The sequence below is a fragment of the Oceaniglobus roseus genome (genome assembly GCF_002869745.1).
In the GTDB taxonomy this organism is placed as follows: Bacteria; Pseudomonadota; Alphaproteobacteria; order Rhodobacterales; family Rhodobacteraceae; genus Oceaniglobus; species Oceaniglobus roseus.
On the sequence record NZ_PNOS01000003.1, the window covers coordinates 25,221 to 45,483 of the forward strand.

Here is a 20,263-nt window from a genome sequence, read left to right on the forward strand (position 1 = left end):
CCATGGATATCAAGGTTCCCGACATAGGCGACTTCAAGGACGTGCCCGTCATCACCATCCTGGTGTCGGTGGGTGACGAGGTGAAGAAGGAAGACCCGCTGATCGAGCTGGAGTCCGACAAGGCGACGATGGAAGTGCCATCGCCCGCCGCCGGAAAGGTGAGCGAGATCAAGGTGAAGGAAGGCGACAAGGTCTCGGAGGGCACCGTGATCATGGTGTTCGAAGGGGCAGAAAGCGGCGATGCGCCGAAGAAGGACTCCTCCGGCGAGGCGGCGAAGGCCCAGTCCGGCGGCGGCGAGACCGGCGGCAGCGTCGGCGGCTACGGCGGGCGCGGGGCGGATGCCGAGGGCGCACCGAAGTCGGTGCAGCCGACCGGCAGCGCCTCCGGAAAGGGCGACATGCATGCCGAGGTGGTGGTGCTGGGCTCGGGCCCCGGCGGATACACCGCGGCGTTCCGCGCGGCGGACCTCGGCAAGTCGGTGATCCTGATCGAGCGGTACTCCTCGCTGGGCGGGGTCTGCCTGAACGTCGGCTGCATCCCGTCGAAGGCGCTGCTGCACGCGGCCAAGACCATCACCGAGGCCGAGGAGATGGGCGAGCACGGCATATCCTTCTCCAGGCCCAAGGTGGACCTCGACAAGCTGCGCGGCTGGAAGGACGGGGTCGTGAAGCAGCTCACAGGGGGCCTCGGCGGACTTGCCAAGGGGCGCAAGGTCAAGACCGTGCAGGGCTACGGCAAGTTCACGGGGCCGAACATGATCGCCGTCGAGACCGACGACGGGACCAGGACCGTCAGCTTCGACCAGTGCATCATCGCCGCGGGGTCCGAGCCGGTGAAGCTGCCGTTCATCCCGCACGACGACCCGCGCGTGGTGGATTCCACCGGGGCGCTGGAGCTTGCCGACATCCCGAAGCGGATGCTGGTGCTCGGCGGCGGGATCATCGGGCTGGAGATGGCGACGGTCTACGAGGCGCTGGGGTCGAAGATCACCATCGTCGAGCTGATGGACCAGATCATTCCCGGCTGCGACAAGGACATCGTGAAGCCGCTGCATAGCCGGATCTCGAAACGCTACGAGAAGATCCTGCTGAAGACCAAGGTCACGGCCATGGAGGCGGGCAAGAAGGGGCTGAAGGTCACCTTCGAGGACGAGAAGGGCGAGAGCTTCGAGGACACCTTCGACAAGGTGCTGGTCTCGGTCGGGCGCCGCCCGAACGGCAAGCTGATCGACGCCGAGAAGGCGGGGGTCGCCGTGGACGAGCGCGGCTTCATCGCCGTCGACGACCAGCAGCGCACCGGGCAGCCGCACATCTTCGCCATCGGCGACGTGGTGGGCCAGCCGATGCTGGCGCACAAGGCGGTGCACGAGGGCAAGGTCGCGGCCGAGGTCTGCGCGGGTCACAAGCGGCATTTCGATGCGCGGGTGATCCCCTCGGTCGCCTATACCGACCCCGAGGTCGCCTGGGCGGGCGTGACCGAGAACGAGGCCAAGGCGAAGGGGATCAAGTACGCCAAGGGCGTGTTCCCCTGGGCCGCTTCCGGGCGGTCGCTGTCGAACGGGCGGTCGGAGGGGATCACGAAGCTCCTGTTCAACCCCGACGACGACCGGGTGATCGGCGCCGCGATCGTGGGCACCAACGCGGGCGACCTGATCGCCGAGGTGGCACTGGCGATCGAGATGGGGGCGGATGCGGTGGACTTGGGCCACACGATCCACCCGCACCCGACGCTGTCGGAGACGGTGAACTTCGCCGCCGAGATGTTCGAGGGCACGATCACCGACCTGATGCCGCCGAAGAAGCGCGGCTGACCGCGGCGCCGTCCCGGCGGGGGCGGGGGACCTCCGGCCCCCCGCGTCCCCCCGGCCGCACCGCGGAAACTGCCGGTGCGACCTTCGGATGCCTTGCCGGGATGCGGCCGCGCAACATTTTTCCTCCCCAATCCGGTCCCGCGCCGTTACGCTGGCGCAGGATGCGTGCCTTGAGGGTGCGCGGGATGACCCCTAAACGCGGAGACACGACATGGCCGGCAAGAACCCCTTCGACATGAGCCAGTGGATGAACGCCTTCGACCCTGCGGAGATGGGCCGCATGTTCCAGCCGCAGAACATGTTCCAGATGTTCCAGCCCCAGCAGGCGAGCGCCTTCGACATGGAGGGCATCATCAAGGCCAACCAGCGCAATTTCGAGGCGCTGACCGAGGCGAACAAGTCCGCCGCCGCCGCTTACAAGGACATGCTGGACAAGCAGATGGAGGTGTTCGGCCAGATGACCATGGCCGTGCGCCAGCAGTACGAATGGGCCGAGGACGCCGCCGGCCCCGAGACGCTGAAGGCCAAGACCGCCGCGATGAACGAGGCGGTGGAAGAGGCCCTGGTGATGATGAAGAAGCTGGCCGACGCGACGCGCGAGGCGAACGAGCAGGCCTACAACGCGATGAAGGGGCAGATCGCCCAGTCGGTCGAGGAACTGAAGAAAAAGAAGTGATCCGCACTGCGCTTCCTGCGTAGGCACAGCGGTTTAGGAGGGATAGCTGAATGAAGATCGGATCGCCGAGTGAAGTGCTGCCGGGCGAGCGCCGGGTGGCAATGACCCCGGACAGCGCAAGGATGCTGGCCAAGCTGGGCCATTCCTGCGTGGTGCAGTCCGGGGCCGGCCTCGAGGCCGGGTTCACCGACGACGCCTACAGGGATGCGGACGTGGAGGTGGTGGCGGATGCCGTCGCGCTCTGGGCCGCCGCCGATGTCGTGGCCAAGGTGCGCCCGCCCACGGACGAGGAGGTGGGACGCCTGCGCGAGGGGCAGCTGCTGATCTCGTTCTTCTATCCCGGCGCCAACAAGGAGCTGCTGGAGAAGGCGAAGGACACCGGTGCCTCCGTCATCGCGATGGACATGGTGCCGCGGATCAGCCGCGCGCAGAAGATGGACGCGCTGTCGTCCATGGCCAACATCGCGGGCTACCGCGCGGTGATCGAGGCCGGCAACAACTTCGGCCGCTTCTTCACCGGGCAGGTGACGGCCGCGGGCAAGGTGCCGCCCGCGAAGGTGCTGGTGATCGGTGCGGGCGTCGCGGGCCTTGCCGCGATCGGCACGGCGACCTCGCTCGGCGCGATGACCTATGCCTTCGACGTGCGCCCCGAGGTCTCGGAGCAGATCGAGTCCATGGGGGCCGAGTTCGTGTTCCTCGACTTCGAGGAATCCTCGCAGGACAGTTCGGCCACCGGCGGCTATGCCGCGCCGTCCTCCCCCGAGTTCCGCGAGAAGCAGCTCGAGAAGTTCCGTGAGCTCGCGCCGGACATGGACATCGTGATCTGCACCGCGCTGATCCCGAACCGCGAAGCGCCCGAGCTCTGGACGCCCGACATGGTCGAGGCGATGAAGCCCGGCTCGGTCATCATCGACCTCGCGGCCGAGCGGGGGGGCAACTGCAAGCTGACGAAGGTGGACGAGCGGATCGTCACCGACAACGGCGTGACGATCATCGGCTACACAGATTTCCCGAGCCGGATGGCCGCCCAGTCCTCGACCCTCTACGCCACGAACATCCGCCACATGATGACGGACCTGACGCCCGACAAGGACGGCAGGATCAGGCACAACATGGAGGATGACGTGATCCGCGGGGCCACCGTGACCCACGCGGGCGAGATCACCTTCCCGCCGCCGCCGCCGAAGGTCGCCGCCATCGCCGCGGCGAAGCCGAAGCCGAAGGCGAAGGAGCAGACCCCGGAAGAGAAGCGCGCGGCCGAGGTCGCGGCCTTCAAGGCGCAGACGAAGAACCAGGTCACGCTGCTCGCCGTGGGCGGCGTGCTGCTGCTGGCGCTCGGGCTCGTCGCGCCCGCCAGCTTCATGCAGCACTTCATCGTCTTCGTGCTGTCGGTGTTCATCGGTTTCCAGGTGATCTGGGGCGTCGCCCATTCGCTGCACACGCCGCTGATGGCGGTGACCAACGCGATCTCCTCGATCATCGTGCTGGGCGCGCTGATGCAGATCGGCTCGGGATCGGTGCCGGTGGTGATCCTGTCGGCGCTCGCCGTCTTCATGACCGGAATCAACATCTTCGGCGGCTTCCTCGTGACACGGCGCATGCTCGCCATGTTCCAGAAATCGTAAGGCGGGGCAGGGACCATGGAATACGGATTCACCACGGCGGCCTATGTGGTCGCGGCCATCCTCTTCATCCTCAGCCTCGGCGGCCTCTCGGGGCAGGAAAGCGCCAAGCGCGCCGTCTGGTACGGCATCGTCGGCATGGCGCTGGCGGTGGCGGCGACGCTGATCGGCCCGGGCTCCGGCCTCTGGCTGCTTTCGGTCGTGCTGATCGCGGCGGGCGGGGTCATCGGCTACATGCTGGCGACCAAGGTGCAGATGACGCAGATGCCCGAGCTTGTCGCGGCGATGCACTCGCTCGTCGGCCTCGCGGCGGTCTTCGTCGGCTACAACGCCCATATCGAGCTGGGGCACGTCCTGGCGATGGACCCGGCCGAGCGCGCGGCGCTGACCGGCTTCGCCGAGCTGCTGGCCCACAAGACGCCGGTCGAACAGTCGATCCTCAGGGTCGAGCTGTTCCTCGGCATCTTCATCGGGGCCGTGACCTTCACCGGGTCGGTGATCGCCTACGGCAAGCTCGCGGGCCGCGTGAACACCTCGGCCAAGAAGCTGCCGGGCGGTCACATGCTGAACGCGGGGGCGGCGGTGCTCTCGGCGCTCTGCCTGATCTGGTACTTCAACACCGGCGGCCTGCTGCCGCTGTTCCTGATGACGCTCGCCGCGCTCTTCATCGGCTATCACCTGATCATGGGGATCGGCGGCGCGGACATGCCGGTGGTCGTGTCGATGCTGAACAGCTATTCCGGCTGGGCCGCGGCGGCGATCGGCTTCTCGCTCGGCAACGACCTGCTGATCGTGGTCGGCGCGCTGGTGGGCTCCTCGGGCGCGATCCTGTCCTACATCATGTGCAAGGCGATGAACCGGTCGTTCATCTCGGTGATCCTCGGCGGCTTCGGCGGCACCAGCGGCCCCGCGGCCGAGGTCGAGGGAGAGCAGGTGGCGATCGACGCCGACGGTGTCGCCTCGGCGCTGGACGAGGCGGACAGCGTCATCATCATCCCGGGCTACGGGATGGCGGTGGCCCAGGCGCAGCAGAACGTGGCCGAGCTGACCCGCCGCCTGCGCGCCAAGGGCAAGCAGGTGCGCTTCGCGATCCATCCGGTGGCGGGGCGTCTGCCGGGGCACATGAACGTGCTCCTGGCCGAGGCGAAGGTTCCCTACGACATCGTGCTGGAGATGGACGAGATCAACGAGGACTTCCCGGACACGGACGTGGCCATCGTCATCGGTTCGAACGACATCGTAAACCCGGCCGCCCAGGACGATCCGAACAGCCCCATCGCCGGGATGCCGGTGCTGGAGTGCTGGAAGGCGAAGCAGGTCTTCGTCTCCAAGCGCGGCCAGGGCACGGGGTACTCGGGGATCGAGAACCCGCTGTTCTTCAAGGAGAACACGCGCATGTTCTACGGCGACGCGAAGAAGTCGCTCGACGAACTGCTGACCAAGATCTCCTGATCTGTGCGCCCCGCCCCCCACCGGGGCGGGGCACTCCCCTGCTTCTTCTTTGTCATAAATACTCCGGGGGTTTTGCCGAAGCTTGCCTTCGGCAAGACGGCAGCGCCCCGGTCCCGCACTCTCAATCCGCGCGCCCCCTGCAGCGGTGCGTATGGTGTCACCCAGGCACCCCCTCCGGCTCTCTCGGCCCCGTGAAAAGCCCGCCGATCTTCTGCCGGGCGAGCCGCTCGACGATGACCAGCGACAGCACCAGCCCGGTCACCACCGCCGTGGCGATGCCGTACCACACGCCGGTCACGCCGAGGTCGAACACCCGGACGCAGAGCCAGACGAAGAGCGCCACGCCGATCCCCTGGCGGTAGACGCCGATCCAGACCGTCAGCCCCGGCCGCTTGAAGGCCTGGAGGATCGAATTGATGGAGAACAGCAGGACGTAGACCGGCAGGATGAAGCCGTCGACGTGGAGGTATCCCTTGCCGATCTCCACCAACTCGGGGTCGGCCGAGAACAGCCGCAGTGCGGGACCGGCGGCGAACCAGAGGATGCAGGAGGCCATCAGCATCAGCGCCACGCCCGCCGCGAAGCAGAACCGCACCGCCTCGCGCACCCGGTCGAAGTTCCGCGCGCCGTAGTTCTGCGAGACGATGGGCAGCAGGGCGTTGGTCAACCCGAAGGCGGGCAGCAGCAGCAGTTGCTCGATCCGGAGCGACACGCCATAGGCGGCGACGGCGGCGCCGCCGAAGCCCTTGAGGAAATACTGCACCACGAAGCCCGCGATCATCATCACGATCATGGCGAAGCTCGCGGGCAGGGCCTGGCCCGCAATCTCGGCGAAGCGGGCGGGGATGGGGCGGAACGTGCGCGGCCCCTGCATGGCGTCCGAGCGGAAGACGCGCCAGAGGATGAAGGCCATGACGCCCGACTGGCTGAGCAGGGTCGACAGCGCGATGCCGTTGAAGCCGATCCCTTCCCATGGGCCGAGGCCGAAGATGAACAGCGGGTTCAGGGCGAGGTTGGCGAAGAAGGCGGCGACGTTGGCGTATTGCATCGACTTCGTGTCGCCTTGGGCGGCAAGGATGCCGTTCGCCCCGTAGGAGACGAGGAAGGCGGGGATCGCGAAGATCAAAAGCCGGAGGTACTGCACCGCCGCGTCGCGGTAGGCGCCGGGTTCGGAGATCAGCCGGATCAGCAGCGGCGCGGCGAACCACGCGACCAAGATCCCGAGGGCCGAGACCAGTGCGGCGAAGGCGAGGCCCTGCGCGGCGATCTCGCCTTCCTCCCCGGACTCCTCGCCGAGCGCGTTGCCGACGAGGGCGCCCATGGCGGTGGAGAGGCCGAAGCCGAGGGCGATGAAGAGGAAGAACACCTGGAACGACAGGGCCAGGCCCGCCTGCGCGTCGGTCGAAAGCTTGCCCGCGTAATAGACGTCGACCACGTTGTAGAGGGTGGTGAAGACCATGCCGATGGCGGCGGGAATCGCCAGCGCCCGGAAGTGGCCGGGGATAGACCCGGTGCTGAGTTTCCGCCTGGCCATGTCGCCGTCCTTCGTTCCCTGCTCCGCTGCGTCCCGCAGCATGACACCCCGCCGTCCCGGCGGGACGTGCCGTCGATGGCCCGCTTCCGCTTGCCTTCCTCTACTACAGCCACCCCGCCCGGGCGATGGCCTTCCACCACCCTGGGGTCTGGACAGGGCGGCGGTCATCCTGTTTCCCTTGCGCCGCAAGACAAGCCCCGGAGACACGATGACCCTGCCCACCCGCACCTTCGCCCGCCTGCCCGGCAAGAGCCTGACCTTCACCGAGATCGGCTTCGGCACCGCCCCCCTCGGCAACCTCTACCGGGCGATTTCCGACGCCGAGGCCGACGCCGTGCTGGAGAAGGCCTGGGAGAGCGGTTTGCGCTATTACGACACCGCGCCGCTCTACGGCATGGGTCTGTCGGAGGTGCGGCTGAACCGGTTGCTGCGGGGCAAGCCGCGGGACGAATACGTGCTGTCGACCAAGGTCGGGCGGCTGCTGAAGCCTGCCACGCCCGAGACGCGGGACGGGGTGGGCAAGTGGTTCGAGGTGCCGGACCGGAAGGAGGTCTACGACTACACCTATGACGGGGTCATGCGCTCGGTCGAGTTCTCGCTGGAACGGCTGGGGGTGTCGCGGGTCGACATCCTCTATGCCCACGACCTCGACGTGTTCAACCACGGCAGCCGGGAGGTGCTTCAGGGCAAGCTCGACGAGCTGATGGCGGGGGGCTATCGCGCGCTGACGGAGCTCAGGGACCAGGGCGTGATCTCGGCCTTCGGGGCCGGTGTGAACGAATGGCAGAGCGCGCAGTGGATGGCCGAGCGGGGGGATTTCGACATCTTCCTGCTGGCGGGCCGCTACACGCTGCTGGAGCAGGAGGCGCTGGAGAGCTTCCTGCCGCTCTGCGACGCGCGGGGGATCGGGCTGGTGATCGGCGGCGCCTACAATTCCGGCATCCTCGCCACGGGGCCGAAGCCCGGTGCCTTCTACAACTACGATCCGGCGCCGCAGGAGATCCTGGACCGGGTCGGGCGGATCGAGGCGGTGTGCAGGGCGCACGGGGTGCGGCTGGTCGATGCCGCCTTCCGTTTCCCGCTGTGCCATCCGGCCGTCGTCTCGGTGATCCCGGGCGGGCAGGGGGTGGCCGAGATGGAGAGCAACCTTGCCGCGGCGAGGGCGGAGATCCCGGCGGCACTCTGGGCCGACCTGAAGGCCGAGGGGCTGATGCGGCAGGACGCGCCGGTGCCGGGGGCCTGACCGGCCGGAGCCGCCCGGTTTCACGACCGCCGCGGCGCCGGGCAGTCCGCCCGATCCTTCGGCAGTCCGCGCCCGCTGGCGCGGCGGGCTGCCGACGGGGATGCTGCACTGCGGCATCTTGTTGGCACCGGCGTGGGATTTGCGCCATGGCGCGCTAACCTTCTGTTCAAAGCGGTTGCAGAAGGGGGGAGACCTCGCTGATAAACCGCGTGAGTTACCGCTAACGGCCCGTCCCCACGGGGGCGCGCGAGGAAAGGATCTTCGATGCCCGCGAACCAGTTTGCCGAGTCCATCGCCCACCACCTGAAGTATTCCATGGGCAAGGATCCCGAACACGCGCAGATCGCCGACTGGCGCATCGCCTTGTCCCTGACCGTGCGCGACCACATCGTCGATCCCTGGTTCGCCTCGACCCGCGCCACCTATGCGGGCCATCACAAGCGCGTCTACTACCTGTCGATGGAATTCCTGATCGGCCGCCTGCTGGAGGATGCCATCGTCAACCTCGGCCTGATGGACCTCGCCGACGGGGCGCTGAAGCAGTTCGGGGTCAGCCTGGACGAGGCGCTGGCGGACGAGCCCGACGCGGCGCTCGGCAACGGGGGCCTCGGGCGGCTTGCGGCCTGCTTCCTCGAATCGCTGTCGACGCTGGGCGTACCGGCCTACGGCTACGGCATCCGCTACGAACACGGGCTGTTCAAGCAGAGCTTCGTGGACGGCCGCCAGAAGGAGGCGCCGGAGGACTGGCTGCAGCAGGACCACGTCTGGGAGTTCGAGCGCACCGAGTCGGCCTATACCATCGGCTTCGGCGGCACGGTGGCGACGAAGGGCAAGTCGGCGGTCTGGACCCCCGACGAGGCGGTGATCGCGCAGGCCCACGACACGCCGATCATCGGCTGGGCGGGCCGCTGGGCGAACACGCTCCGTCTCTGGGAGTCGCGGTCCACGAAACTGTTCGACCTCGACCGCTTCAACGCCGGGGATTACGCCGGCGCGGCCGAGCCCGAGGCCTGGGCGCGCACCATCTCGCGCGTGCTCTATCCCGACGACACCACGGACGAGGGCAAGCGGCTGCGCCTGAAGCAGGAGTTCTTCTTCACCGCCGCCTCGCTGCGCGACATCATCCGCCGCTACGACTACGAGTTCGACGACATCTCGAAGCTCTCGGACAAGGTGGCGATCCAGCTGAACGACACCCACCCGGCCATCGCGGGCCCCGAGCTGGTGCGGATCCTGCACGACGAGAAGGGGCTGGCCTTCGACGACGCCATGGCCTGCGCGCAGAAGTGCCTGAACTACACCAACCACACCCTGCTGCCCGAGGCGCTGGAGCGCTGGAGCGTGGAGCTGATGAGCGACCTGCTGCCGCGGCACATGCAGATCATCGAGCAGATCGACGACGCGCACCACAAGGCCTATCCGAAGCGTACCGTGACCCTGCACGACGAGCACCAGGTGAAGATGGGGGAACTCGCCTTCGTCATGGCGAACCGGGTCAACGGCGTCTCGGCGCTGCACACGGGGCTGATGAAGGAGACGGTGTTCAAGGACCTGAACGCGCTGCATCCGAACCGGATCGTCAACCAGACCAACGGCGTGACGCCGCGCCGCTGGCTCTTGTCGGCCAACCCGCGGCTGTCGCGGCTGATCTCGGACACGATCGGCACCGCCTGGGTGGACGACCTGGAGCAGCTCGGCCGTCTGGAGGCGCAGGCGGACGACGCTGGCTTCATGGAGCGCTACACTGCGGCGAAGCGGGACAACAAGGCCGAGCTTGCGGACTGGTACAAGGCGACCCACGGCGTCGCGCTGGACCCCGAGGCGATGTTCGACGTGCAGATCAAGCGGATCCACGAATACAAGCGCCAGCACCTGAACATCCTCGAGGCCATCGCGCTGTGGCTCGAGATCAAGGGCAACCCGAACGCCGACTGGACGCCGCGGGTGAAGATCTTCGGCGGCAAGGCGGCGCCGGGGTATGTCTTCGCCAAGGAGATCATCTATCTCATCAACTCGGTGGCCGCGGTGGTGAACGCCGATCCGGTGACGTCGAAGGTCCTGAAGGTCGTGTATCCGGAGAACTACAACGTGACCCTGGCCGAGCGGCTGATCCCCGCCGCCGACCTGTCCGAGCAGATCTCGACCGCGGGCAAGGAGGCCTCGGGCACCGGCAACATGAAGTTCGCGCTGAACGGCGCGCCGACGGTCGGAACGCTCGACGGCGCGAACGTCGAGATCCGCGACCTGGTAGGGGCGGAGAACTTCTTCCTGTTCGGCATGACCGCGGACGAAGTCGTGGCGCGGCGCGAGGTGACCGATCACGCGGCGAAGGCGATCGAGGCTGATCCGCGGCTGAAGCGGGCGCTGGACGAGATCGCGAAAGGCACCTTCAGCGGCGGCGACAGGGACCGCTTCAAGAGCATCGTCGCCAACCTTTCGGGCGCCGACTACTTCCTCGTCGCCTCGGATTTCAGCGATTACTGGCGGGCGCAGCGCGAGGCCGATTCGGCCTTTGCGGATCGCGGGGCCTGGGCGAAGATGGCGCTGATGAACACGGCCCGGTCCGGCTGGTTCTCGTCCGACCGCACGATCCGGGGCTACATGGCGGATATCTGGGGGGCGAAGTCGGTCACGGCGGACCTTTAACGCGGCCCGGGGGTTCCGTTCCTGTCCAACACGGTTGTGAACACGTCGAAATGACCTAGGCTATAGACCATGAAGACACCGAAAACACCCGCCAAGAGCCCCGCCCGGGCATCCTCCAAGGCCAAGGCCGCGGAGGGTGCAGACCCGAAACCCGCGAAGCCCGCCAAGGCGAAGGCCGCGCCCGCCGCGAAGACTGCCGCGAAGACCGAGGCGAAGCCCGCAAAACCCGCAAAGGCCCCCGCGGCGCCTAAGGCGGCGAAGGAGAAGGCCGCACCGAAGCGCAAGGCGGCCGCCGCCCCTGCCGAGGCCGCGCCGGCGATCCCGATGGACGTCGCGCAGGCGCTGCACGACGGGCGGCACGGCGATCCGTTCTCGATCCTCGGGCCGCACCTCAAGGGCGACAGCGCGGTGCTGACGGCGGTGGACCACGGCGCGGCGACGCTTGCGGCGGTGGTCGACGGCGAGGCGCATCCGCTGACCCGCGTTTCGGACGGTCTTGGCGTCTTTTCCGGCCGCATCCCGGCCGGAGCGCCCTACGTCCTGCGGGGCGGCGACGGGAACGGCAACGACTGGGAATATCAGGACGCCTACCGCTTCGGCCCCGTCATCGGCGAGATGGACGAATACCTGCTGGGCGAGGGCACGCACCAGCGGATCTGGAAGGTGCTGGGCGCCCACGTGATGACCCACGAGGGCGTCGACGGCACCCATTTCGCCGTCTGGGCCCCGAACGCGCAGCGCGTCTCGGTCGTCGGCGGCTTCAACCACTGGGACGGGCGGCGCCATGTCATGCGCAAGCGCGGCGCCACCGGCGTGTGGGAGATCTTCGTGCCGGGCGTCGGCGACAAGGAGGTCTACAAGTACGAGATCATCGGGCCCCACGGCGACCTCCAGCCGCTGAAGGCCGACCCGGTCGGCTTTGGCTCGCAGCATCCGCCCGAGAATGCCAGCATGGTGCGCGATATCCGCGGTTTCGGCTGGCAGGACCAGGAGTGGATGGGCCATCGCGAGGGCAACAACGCCCGCACCGCGCCGATCGCCGTCTACGAGGTGCATCTGGGATCGTGGAAGCGCCACCCGGAAGAGGGCAACCGCCCGCTGTCGTACATCGAGGCGGCGGAGCAGCTGGTGGATTACGTCGCCGACATGGGCTTCACCCATATCGAGCTGATGCCGGTCAGCGAATACCCCTTCGACGGTTCCTGGGGCTATCAGCCCGTCGGCCTGTTCGCACCCACCGTCCGCCACGGCCCGCCGCACGAATTCCGCAACCTCGTGGAGGCGGCGCACCGCAAGGGGATGGGCGTCATCCTCGACTGGGTGCCGGGGCATTTCCCGACCGATGCGCACGGCCTCGGGAAGTTCGACGGCACGCACCTGTACGAGCACGCGGATCCGCGCGAGGGGTTCCACCAGGACTGGAACACGCTGATCTACAACTACGGCCGGATCGAGGTGAAGAACTTCCTCGTGTCCAACGCCCTCTACTGGCTGGAGGAATACCACGTCGACGGGCTGCGCGTTGATGCCGTGGCCTCAATGCTCTACCGCGACTATTCGCGGGCCCACGACCAGTGGATCCCGAACAAGGACGGCGGACGCGAGAACTACGAGGCGATCGCGATGCTGAGGGACACCAACAGCATCGTCTACGGCCAGCAGCCGGGCATCATGACGGTGGCCGAGGAAAGCACCTCGTTCCCCGGCGTGTCGCAGCCGGTCGATTCCGGCGGGCTCGGCTTCGGCTACAAGTGGAACATGGGCTGGATGAACGACACGCTCCGCTACATGGAGCAGGATCCGATCCACCGGCAGTACCATCACCACCAGATGACCTTCGGCATCCACTATGCGTTCAGCGAGAACTTCATCCTGCCGATCAGCCACGACGAGGTGGTGCACGGCAAGGGGTCGATGCTGGACAAGATGCCGGGCGACCGCTGGCAGAAGTTCGCGAACCTTCGCGCCTATTACGGGTTCATGTGGGGGCATCCGGGCAAGAAGCTCCTGTTCATGGGACAGGAGTTCGCCCAGCCGGGCGAGTGGCGCCATCAGGAGCAGCTGTCCTGGGGCGTGCTGGAGGATCCCGCACACAGGGGGATCCAGAACCTGATCCGCGATCTGAACGGCCTCTACCGCGGCTATCCGGCGCTGCACGTGAAGGACTGCGATCCCGCCGGCTTCCAGTGGATCGAGCTGAACGACAACCAGCAGTCGATCCTGTCCTGGATCCGCCGCGGCAGCGAGCACGACGCCGAGATCGCGGTGGTCTGCAACTTCACTCCCGTCGAGCGGCAGGGATACCGGATGGGCCTGCCCTCCACCGGGCGCTGGCGCGAGGTGCTGAACACCGATGCCGAGGTCTATGGCGGCTCGGGCAAGGGCAACATGGGCGGGGTCGAGGCCACGGACACGGCCTGGCAGGGACAGCCCGCCTCGGCCGAGGTGCTGCTGCCGGGCCTGTCGACGCTGATCTTCGTCAAGGACGGCTGAGCCTCCGGGCGCCGCAACATCCTGCACCGGGCGGAACAAACCGCCCGGGCCAAGAATAGAACAGGAACGGGAACAGTCTGGGAGGACCGACGATGTCAACACCGAACGCAAGGCTTTCGACCCGCACCATGGCCTTCGTCCTGGCCGGCGGCCGGGGCAGCCGCCTGAAGGAGCTGACCGACAACCGCGCCAAGCCCGCGGTCTATTTCGGCGGCAAGACTCGCATCGTCGACTTCGCGCTGTCGAACGCGCTGAACTCGGGCATCCGCAAGATGGCCATCGCCACGCAGTACAAGGCGCATTCGCTGATCCGCCACTGCCAGCGCGGCTGGTCCTTCTTCCGCGCCGAGCGGAACGAGTTCCTCGACATCCTGCCGGCCTCGCAGCGGGTGGACGAGAACAAGTGGTACGTCGGCACCGCCGATGCCGTGACGCAGAACATCGACATCGTCGACAGCTACGGCGTCGACTACGTCCTGATCCTGGCGGGCGACCACATCTACAAGATGGATTACGAGGTGATGATCCAGCAGCACGTCGACACCGATGCCGACGTGACCATCGGCTGCCTCACGGTGCCGCGCGAGGAGGCGTCGGCCTTCGGGGTCATGGCGATCGACGAAAGCGACCGGATCACCAGCTTCCTGGAAAAGCCGAAGGATCCGCCGGGCACGCCGGACGATCCGAACGTGACGCTGGCCTCGATGGGCATCTACGTCTTCAAGTGGTCGTTCCTGCGCGACCTGCTGATCCGCGACGCCGAGGACAGCAACTCGAGCCACGATTTCGGCGGCGACATCATCCCGGACATCGTGAAGAACGGCAAGGCGATGGCCCACCGGTTCGAGAATTCCTGCGTGCGCCATGCCGACGAGGCGCCTGCCTACTGGCGGGACGTGGGCACCATCGACGCCTTCTGGAAGGCCAACATCGACCTGACCGATTTCACCCCCGACCTCGACCTCTGGCACAAGGAATGGCCGATCTGGACCTATGCCGAGTCGGTGCCGCCGGCGAAGTTCATCCACGACGAGGCCGACCGGCGCGGCATCGCCATCTCCTCGCTCGTCGCGGGGGGCTGCATCATCTCGGGGACCGAGATCCGCCAGTCGCTGCTGTTCACCCAGGTGCACACCAACTCCTACGCCACGCTCGAGCGGACGGTGGTGCTGCCCTACGTCAACATCGGGCGGAAGGCGCAGCTGAAGAACGTGGTGATCGACCGGGGGGTCGAGATCCCCGAGGGCCTGCGTGCCGGGTTCGACCGCGAGGAGGACCTGGCGAACGGCTTCCGCGTCACCGACAGCGGGATCGTCCTGATCACCCAGGCGATGCTGGATGCGAGGGCCGCGAAGGCATGATCCGGGTGCTTTCGGTCGCCTCGGAATGTGCGCCCCTGGTGAAGACCGGGGGCCTTGCCGACGTGGTCGGCGCGCTGCCCCATGCGCTGAGGAAGCAGGATGTCGAGGTGCGCACCGTGCTGCCCGGCTATCCTGCGATCCTGGCGGCGGTCGACTGGGTCGACGACGTGATGCACGAGGACGACCTGTTCGGCGGCCGGGTCGAGGTGTTCCATGCCCGCGCCGCCGGGCTGGAGCTTCTGGTGGTCAAGGCCGACCACCTGTTCGGGCGCGACGGTGCGATCTACCTCAACTCGGAAGGCGCGGACTGGAGCGACAACGCCGAACGCTTCGCCTGCCTGTCCTGGATGGCCGCGCGGCTGGCGGTCGAGCCGCACGGCGGCTGGCAGGCGGATATCGTCCATTGCCACGACTGGCAGGCGGGGCTGGTGCCGCTCTACCTGCGGACGCTTCCGGGGGGCGGGCGGGTGCGCACGCTCATCACCATCCACAACATCGCCTTCCAAGGGCTCGCCCCGGTCGAGAAGCTGGAGCGGCTCAGGATCCCCGGCTGGGCCTTCACGCCGGACGGCGCGGAGTACTGGGGCAAGATCTCGCCTTTGAAGGCGGGTCTGGTCTATGCCGACCGGCTGTCCACGGTCAGCCCGACCTATGCGCTCGAGCTGATGACACCGGCCTTCGGCATGGGGCTCGACGGGGTGATCCGCGAGCGGGCGGCGGACCTCTGCGGCATCCTGAACGGCATCGACCTCGACGTCTGGAGCCCCGAGCACGACGGAAGCATCGAGCGCTACGGCGCGCCCGAGGGCAAGGCGGCGAACAAGGCGGCCCTGCGCGATCTCTTCGGCCTGCCCGAGGGCGGGGGGCCGCTTGCCGTCGTGATCTCGCGCCTGAGCGAGCAGAAGGGGCTCGACCTGCTGATCGAGGCGCTGCCGTCCTTCCTCGACGCGGGGGGTCAGCTGGCGCTGCTCGGCAGCGGCGACCGCGCGCTCGAGACGCGGTTCCGCGACCTCGCCGAAACGCACGCCCAAGTCGGCGTCCACATCGGCTACAACGAGGCGCTGTCGCACCGGATGATGGCCGGGGCCGACGCCATCCTCGTGCCCTCCCGGTTCGAGCCCTGCGGGCTGACCCAGCTTTACGGTCTGCGCTACGGCACCGTTCCGGTGGTGGCGCTGACCGGCGGCCTGGCCGACACCGTGATCCACGCCAACGACGCGGCGCTGAAGCGGGGTGTGGCCACCGGCCTCCAGTTCGCCCCGGTGACGGCCGAGGCGCTGAAGGGCGCGCTGGCGCGCCTGGTCGAGCTTCATGCGCAGCCCGAGGTCTGGCGGACCCTCCAGACCAACGCCATGTCCCATCCCGTCGGCTGGGAATCCTCGGCGGCCACCTATGCCGCCCTCTACCAGGACATGATGGCCCCCGCATGAGCCACCCCTTCGTGATGAGCGCCGGACGCGCCGCCCCCCTAGGCGCGACCTTCGACGGCGACGGCGTGAACTTCGCCGTCTTCTCGGAACATGCGCGGCGCATGGTGCTGTGCCTGTTCTCCGACGACGGCAAGCACGAGATCGCCCAGATCGACCTGCCCGAGCGCGACGGCGACGTCTGGCACGGCTATGTCTCGGGGATGAGGCCCGGGCAGAAATACGGCTTTCGCGCGCACGGTCCCTATCGCCCGGCGGAAGGGCACCGGTTCAACCCCCACAAGCTGCTGATCGACCCCTATGCCAAGCGGCTGACGGGCCATCCCGAATGGCACGACGCGCTGATGGGCTATACCGTCGGCGCGCCGCAGGGCGACCTCAGCTTCGACAAGCGCGACAGCGCGCCCTACATGCCGCGCTCGGTGGTCGAGGATCCGGCATTCTCCTGGGGGCGCGACCAGGCGCCCGAGCACGCGGTGGCGGACTCGGTCATCTACGAGGCCCACGTGAAGGGGCTGACGGCGCTGCATCCGGGCGTGCCCTATCCGGGGACGTTCATCGGCATGGCGTCGGACCCGATGCTGGACTACCTGACCGACCTCGGGATCACGGCGATCGAGCTGCTGCCCGCCCAGGCCTTCCTGAACGACCGCTTCCTGGTCGAGAAGAAGCTGACGAACTACTGGGGCTACCAGACCCTCGGCTTCTTCGCGCCCGAGCCGCGATACCTGCATCGCGGCCAGATCGCCGAGTTCCAGCAGATGGTCGCGCGGTTCCATTCGGCCGGGATCGAGGTGCTGATGGACGTCGTCTACAACCACACCTGCGAGGGCAACGAGCAGGGGCCGACGCTGGCGTTCCGCGGGCTCGACAACGCCAGTTACTACCGCCTGGCCGACAACCCGCGCCACTACGTGAACGACACCGGCACCGGCAACACGGTGAACGTCGATCATCCGATGGTGTTGCGGATGGTGATGGATTCCCTGCGCTACTGGGTCGAGGTGATGCACGTCGACGGCTTCCGCTTCGACCTCTGCACCACGCTGGGGCGCACCGACCTCGGCTTCGACCGCGGCGCGGCCTTCTTCGACGCCATCCGCCAGGACCCGGTGCTGACCAAGGTGAAGCTGATCGCCGAGCCCTGGGACATCGGGTACGGCGGTTATCAACTGGGTGCCTTCCCGCCGCCGTTCATGGAGTGGAACGACAAGTACCGCGACACCGTGCGCCGGTTCTGGCGCCACGATCCCGGCATGGCGCCGGGGCTGGCAGACCGGATCACCGGCTCGGCCCTCCAGTTCGACCATTCGGGGCGGCCCGCCACCTCGTCGGTCAACCTGCTGACGGCGCACGACGGCTTCACGCTGGAGGACGTGGTGTCCTACAGCAAGAAGCACAACGAGGCCAACGGCGAGAACGGCAACGACGGCCACGGCGAGAACTTCTCGGACAACATGGGGGTCGAGGGGCCGACGCAGAAGCAGGCGATCGCCGCCGCGCGCCTGAGGCGCAAGCGCAACATGATGGCGACGCTGTTCCTGTCGCAGGGCACGCCGATGCTGCTGGCGGGCGACGAGTTCGGCAACTCGCAAAGCGGCAACAACAACGCCTATTGCCAGGACAACGCGGTCAGCTGGATCGACTGGGACACGGCGGATGCCGAGTTCCATGCCTTCACGAAACGGATGATCCGGTTCCGCAAGGACCACCCGATCCTGCGCCAGAAGCTGTTCCTGCACGCCCGCGAACGCGCCATCGACGGCATGGAGGACCTGTTCTGGGGTCGCACCGACGGCACGCCCATGACCTCGGCCGACTGGGAGGATCCCACGCTCGCCTGCGTCTGCTGCGAGCTGCGCACCGCCTCCGGCACGCCGGGCTATGGCGCGACCGAGACGGCGATCTTCGCGGTGTTCAACGCGGGCGAGCCCTGCGAGGTGGCCATTCCCGACGCGCCCGAGGGGCTGGCCTGGGTCTGGGAGATCGACACGTCGCGCCCTGACGACCCGGTGCGCCCCGCCGCGGGAACAATGACCGTCGCTGCGGATTCCGTCTCGGTACTGGTGATGGAACCGGTCAGCGAGGAGATGGCGTGATGAACGACGCGACAGGGCCAAGGGACAGTCTGGGCGCGCTGGCCGATGCCGCGGGAATCGTGCCCCGCTTCAAGGACCAGACCGGCAAGGCGCACGAGACCGGCGACGCGACGCGGGCCGCGCTGCTGTCGGCCATGGGCTTCGACGTCTCGGGCGAGGCGAACGTCGCCGAGGCGCTGCGCGCGATCGCCGACCGCGCCGCGCAGCGCGCGCTGCCGGACTGGCTGGTGGTCGAGGCCGATGCGCCGGGACCGGAGGTGCCGGGCGCCTGGAGCCTGACCTTCGAGACCGGGGAGACGCGGGAAGGGCGCGGGACACTGCCGTCCCTGCCGCTCGGCATTCACCGGCTGGAAGTGGAGGACCACCCGACCTGGCTGCTGTCGGCGCCGCCGACGCTGCCCGCGCCGCCGCGCACCTGGGGGATCACCCTGCCGATCTACGGCCTCAGGACCGCCACGCAGGGCGGCGTCGGCAGCTATGGCGACCTTGCCGAGGCGATGAGGGGCCTCGGTCGGGCCGGGGCGGGGTTCGTCGGGATCAACCCGATCCACGCCGGCTTCCCCGAGGACGCCCGCGCCTTCAGCCCCTATGCGCCCTCCAGCCGACGGCGGTTCTCGACCCTGCACATCGAGACCGAAACGGACTGGCCGGGGGGGGAGGAACTGATCGACTATGCCGACGTCTCGGCCCGCCAGCGCCACGCCCTGCGCGCGATGTTCGAGGCGGCGGAACAGACCGACGCCTTTCGCGGCTGGCGCCAGCGCGAGGGGCAGGAGCTGGAACGCTTCGCCCTGCACCAGGCCCTGTCCGAGGTGCACGGGCCCTATTGGACCCACTGGCCCGAGGCGCTGCGCGACCCGCTCTCGCCCGAGGTTCACGCCTTCGCCGAGGCGCACCGCGACGCGGTGACGTTCCACGCCTGGCTCCAGTGGACGGCCGAGCGGCAGCTCGGACAGGTGCGGCAGGCGTCGGATGCGATGGCGCTGGGCCTCTACCTCGACCTCGCCGTGGGCACCCATCCCGAGGGGGCGGAGACCTGGGGCGATCCCGACCTCTTCGCGCGCGGCGTATCGCTGGGCGCGCCGCCCGATGCGTTTTCCAAGGCCGGACAACGCTGGAACCTCGCGCCGATGCGTCCCCTGCACCTGGAACGGACGGGCTTCCGCGCCTTGGCCGAGATCCTGCGCGCGCAGCTGCGCTTTTCGCGGGTGCTCAGGATCGACCATATCCTGGGGTTCGAGCGCGCCTTCTGGGTGCCCGAGGATCCGAAGGTGCCCGGCGCCTATGTCACCATGCCGAAGGCCGCGCTGCTGGCCGTGGCGCGGATCGAGGCGGCGCGCGTCGGCGCGGTGATCGTGGGCGAGGACCTGGGCAACATCCCCGACAACCTGCAACGCGATCTCGCGGCCTCGGGCATTCTCGGCTGCCGCGTGGTGATGTTCGAGCAGGACTGGGATGCCGACGCGGCTACCTTCCTGCCGATCGAAAGCTATTCCGACCGGGCGCTGACCTCGTTCGCCACCCACGACCTGCCGACCTTCCTCGGCTGGCGGGCCGGGCGCGACATCGAGTGGCGGCGCGAGACCGGGGCCATCGACGAGGCCGGGGAGGCTGAGGCGAAGCGGGAGCGACAGGCCGAGGTCGCCGCGCTCGACCAGATCATGGGGGGCGGCGATGTCGAGACGCTGAACCGCTTCCTCGCCGCCGCGCCGTCGCCGCTGGTGGCGCTCCAGGCCGAGGATCTGCTGGGCCGGATCGAACAGCCCAATCTGCCGGGAACGGTGTATGATCATCCCAACTGGCGGCGCCGCCTCGGCGTCGGCGTTGCGGAACTGGCGGAAGACGAAGGCGTGCGACGCGCCGCAGAAACGATGAAGACCGCAGGAAGGTGAGGACTGC

The 20,263-nt window shown here is 68.0% G+C and carries 12 protein-coding genes; 11 read left to right on the forward strand and 1 reads right to left on the reverse strand.

What is annotated here, in order from left to right:
- Positions 1–2 precede the first annotated feature (2 nt).
- From lpdA to A7B20_RS02665, 4 genes are all read left to right on the forward strand, one after another.
- Positions 3–1,811: a dihydrolipoyl dehydrogenase gene (gene lpdA, locus A7B20_RS02650; protein ID WP_102107005.1), complete on the forward strand. Its 1,809-nt coding sequence runs from the start codon at positions 3–5 to the stop codon at positions 1,809–1,811.
- A 211-nt stretch (positions 1,812–2,022) separates the two neighbouring features.
- A complete protein-coding gene (locus tag A7B20_RS02655) occupies positions 2,023–2,487 on the forward strand; it encodes a phasin family protein (protein ID WP_102107006.1) in 465 nt (154 codons plus the stop codon).
- A gap of 50 nt (positions 2,488–2,537) precedes the next feature.
- The gene (locus A7B20_RS02660) at positions 2,538–4,112 is read left to right on the forward strand and encodes a Re/Si-specific NAD(P)(+) transhydrogenase subunit alpha (protein ID WP_102107007.1); all 1,575 of its coding nucleotides are present in this window, start codon (positions 2,538–2,540) and stop codon (positions 4,110–4,112) included.
- A 15-nt stretch (positions 4,113–4,127) separates the two neighbouring features.
- Positions 4,128–5,561, forward strand: coding sequence for an NAD(P)(+) transhydrogenase (Re/Si-specific) subunit beta (locus A7B20_RS02665; protein ID WP_102107008.1), 1,434 nt, complete (start codon positions 4,128–4,130; stop codon positions 5,559–5,561).
- Positions 5,562–5,718: 157 nt separating this feature from the next.
- On the opposite strand, the gene A7B20_RS02670 is transcribed toward A7B20_RS02665, so the two are convergent.
- Positions 5,719–7,095, reverse strand: coding sequence for an MATE family efflux transporter (locus A7B20_RS02670; protein ID WP_102107009.1), 1,377 nt, complete (start codon positions 7,093–7,095; stop codon positions 5,719–5,721).
- Positions 7,096–7,303: 208 nt separating this feature from the next.
- On the opposite strand from A7B20_RS02670, the gene A7B20_RS02675 reads away from it, so the two are divergent.
- The 7 genes from A7B20_RS02675 to malQ all read left to right on the forward strand — a co-directional run bounded on the left by A7B20_RS02675 (position 7,304) and on the right by malQ (position 20,256).
- On the forward strand, positions 7,304–8,338 hold the full coding sequence (locus A7B20_RS02675) for an aldo/keto reductase (RefSeq protein WP_102107010.1): 1,035 nt from the start codon (positions 7,304–7,306) through the stop codon (positions 8,336–8,338).
- Positions 8,339–8,602: 264 nt separating this feature from the next.
- Positions 8,603–10,984, forward strand: coding sequence for a glycogen/starch/alpha-glucan phosphorylase (locus A7B20_RS02680; protein ID WP_102107011.1), 2,382 nt, complete (start codon positions 8,603–8,605; stop codon positions 10,982–10,984).
- Positions 10,985–11,308: 324 nt separating this feature from the next.
- Complete coding sequence (glgB, locus tag A7B20_RS02690; protein ID WP_102107101.1) at positions 11,309–13,477, forward strand: 1,4-alpha-glucan branching protein GlgB; 2,169 nt, start codon at positions 11,309–11,311, stop codon at positions 13,475–13,477.
- A gap of 92 nt (positions 13,478–13,569) precedes the next feature.
- Positions 13,570–14,838 carry a glucose-1-phosphate adenylyltransferase gene (gene glgC, locus A7B20_RS02695; protein ID WP_102107012.1) on the forward strand — a complete coding sequence of 423 codons (1,269 nt, stop codon included), beginning with the start codon at positions 13,570–13,572 and terminating at the stop codon, positions 14,836–14,838.
- Positions 14,835–16,268 (forward strand): glycogen synthase GlgA, encoded by a 1,434-nt coding sequence (glgA, locus tag A7B20_RS02700; protein ID WP_102107013.1) that lies wholly within the window; start codon positions 14,835–14,837, stop codon positions 16,266–16,268. The genes glgC and glgA overlap by 4 nt, the downstream gene beginning before the upstream one ends.
- On the forward strand, positions 16,265–18,364 hold the full coding sequence (gene glgX, locus A7B20_RS02705) for a glycogen debranching protein GlgX (protein ID WP_102107014.1): 2,100 nt from the start codon (positions 16,265–16,267) through the stop codon (positions 18,362–18,364). The genes glgA and glgX overlap by 4 nt, the downstream gene beginning before the upstream one ends.
- A complete protein-coding gene (gene malQ / locus A7B20_RS02710) occupies positions 18,364–20,256 on the forward strand; it encodes a 4-alpha-glucanotransferase (RefSeq protein WP_102107015.1) in 1,893 nt (630 codons plus the stop codon). The genes glgX and malQ overlap by 1 nt, the downstream gene beginning before the upstream one ends.
- Positions 20,257–20,263 lie beyond the last annotated feature (7 nt).

Coding starts and splice junctions, on each gene's coding strand:
- A7B20_RS02680 (WP_102107011.1), top strand. CDS start 8,603: ATGCCCGCGAACCAGTTTGCCGAGTCCATCGCCCACCACCTGAAGTAT.
- A7B20_RS02670 (WP_102107009.1), bottom strand. CDS start 7,095: ATGGCCAGGCGGAAACTCAGCACCGGGTCTATCCCCGGCCACTTCCGG.
- glgB (WP_102107101.1), top strand. CDS start 11,309: ATGGACGTCGCGCAGGCGCTGCACGACGGGCGGCACGGCGATCCGTTC.
- A7B20_RS02665 (WP_102107008.1), top strand. CDS start 4,128: ATGGAATACGGATTCACCACGGCGGCCTATGTGGTCGCGGCCATCCTC.
- glgX (WP_102107014.1), top strand. CDS start 16,265: ATGAGCCACCCCTTCGTGATGAGCGCCGGACGCGCCGCCCCCCTAGGC.
- A7B20_RS02675 (WP_102107010.1), top strand. CDS start 7,304: ATGACCCTGCCCACCCGCACCTTCGCCCGCCTGCCCGGCAAGAGCCTG.
- glgC (WP_102107012.1), top strand. CDS start 13,570: ATGTCAACACCGAACGCAAGGCTTTCGACCCGCACCATGGCCTTCGTC.
- A7B20_RS02655 (WP_102107006.1), top strand. CDS start 2,023: ATGGCCGGCAAGAACCCCTTCGACATGAGCCAGTGGATGAACGCCTTC.
- malQ (WP_102107015.1), top strand. CDS start 18,364: ATGAACGACGCGACAGGGCCAAGGGACAGTCTGGGCGCGCTGGCCGAT.
- A7B20_RS02660 (WP_102107007.1), top strand. CDS start 2,538: ATGAAGATCGGATCGCCGAGTGAAGTGCTGCCGGGCGAGCGCCGGGTG.
- glgA (WP_102107013.1), top strand. CDS start 14,835: ATGATCCGGGTGCTTTCGGTCGCCTCGGAATGTGCGCCCCTGGTGAAG.
- lpdA (WP_102107005.1), top strand. CDS start 3: ATGGATATCAAGGTTCCCGACATAGGCGACTTCAAGGACGTGCCCGTC.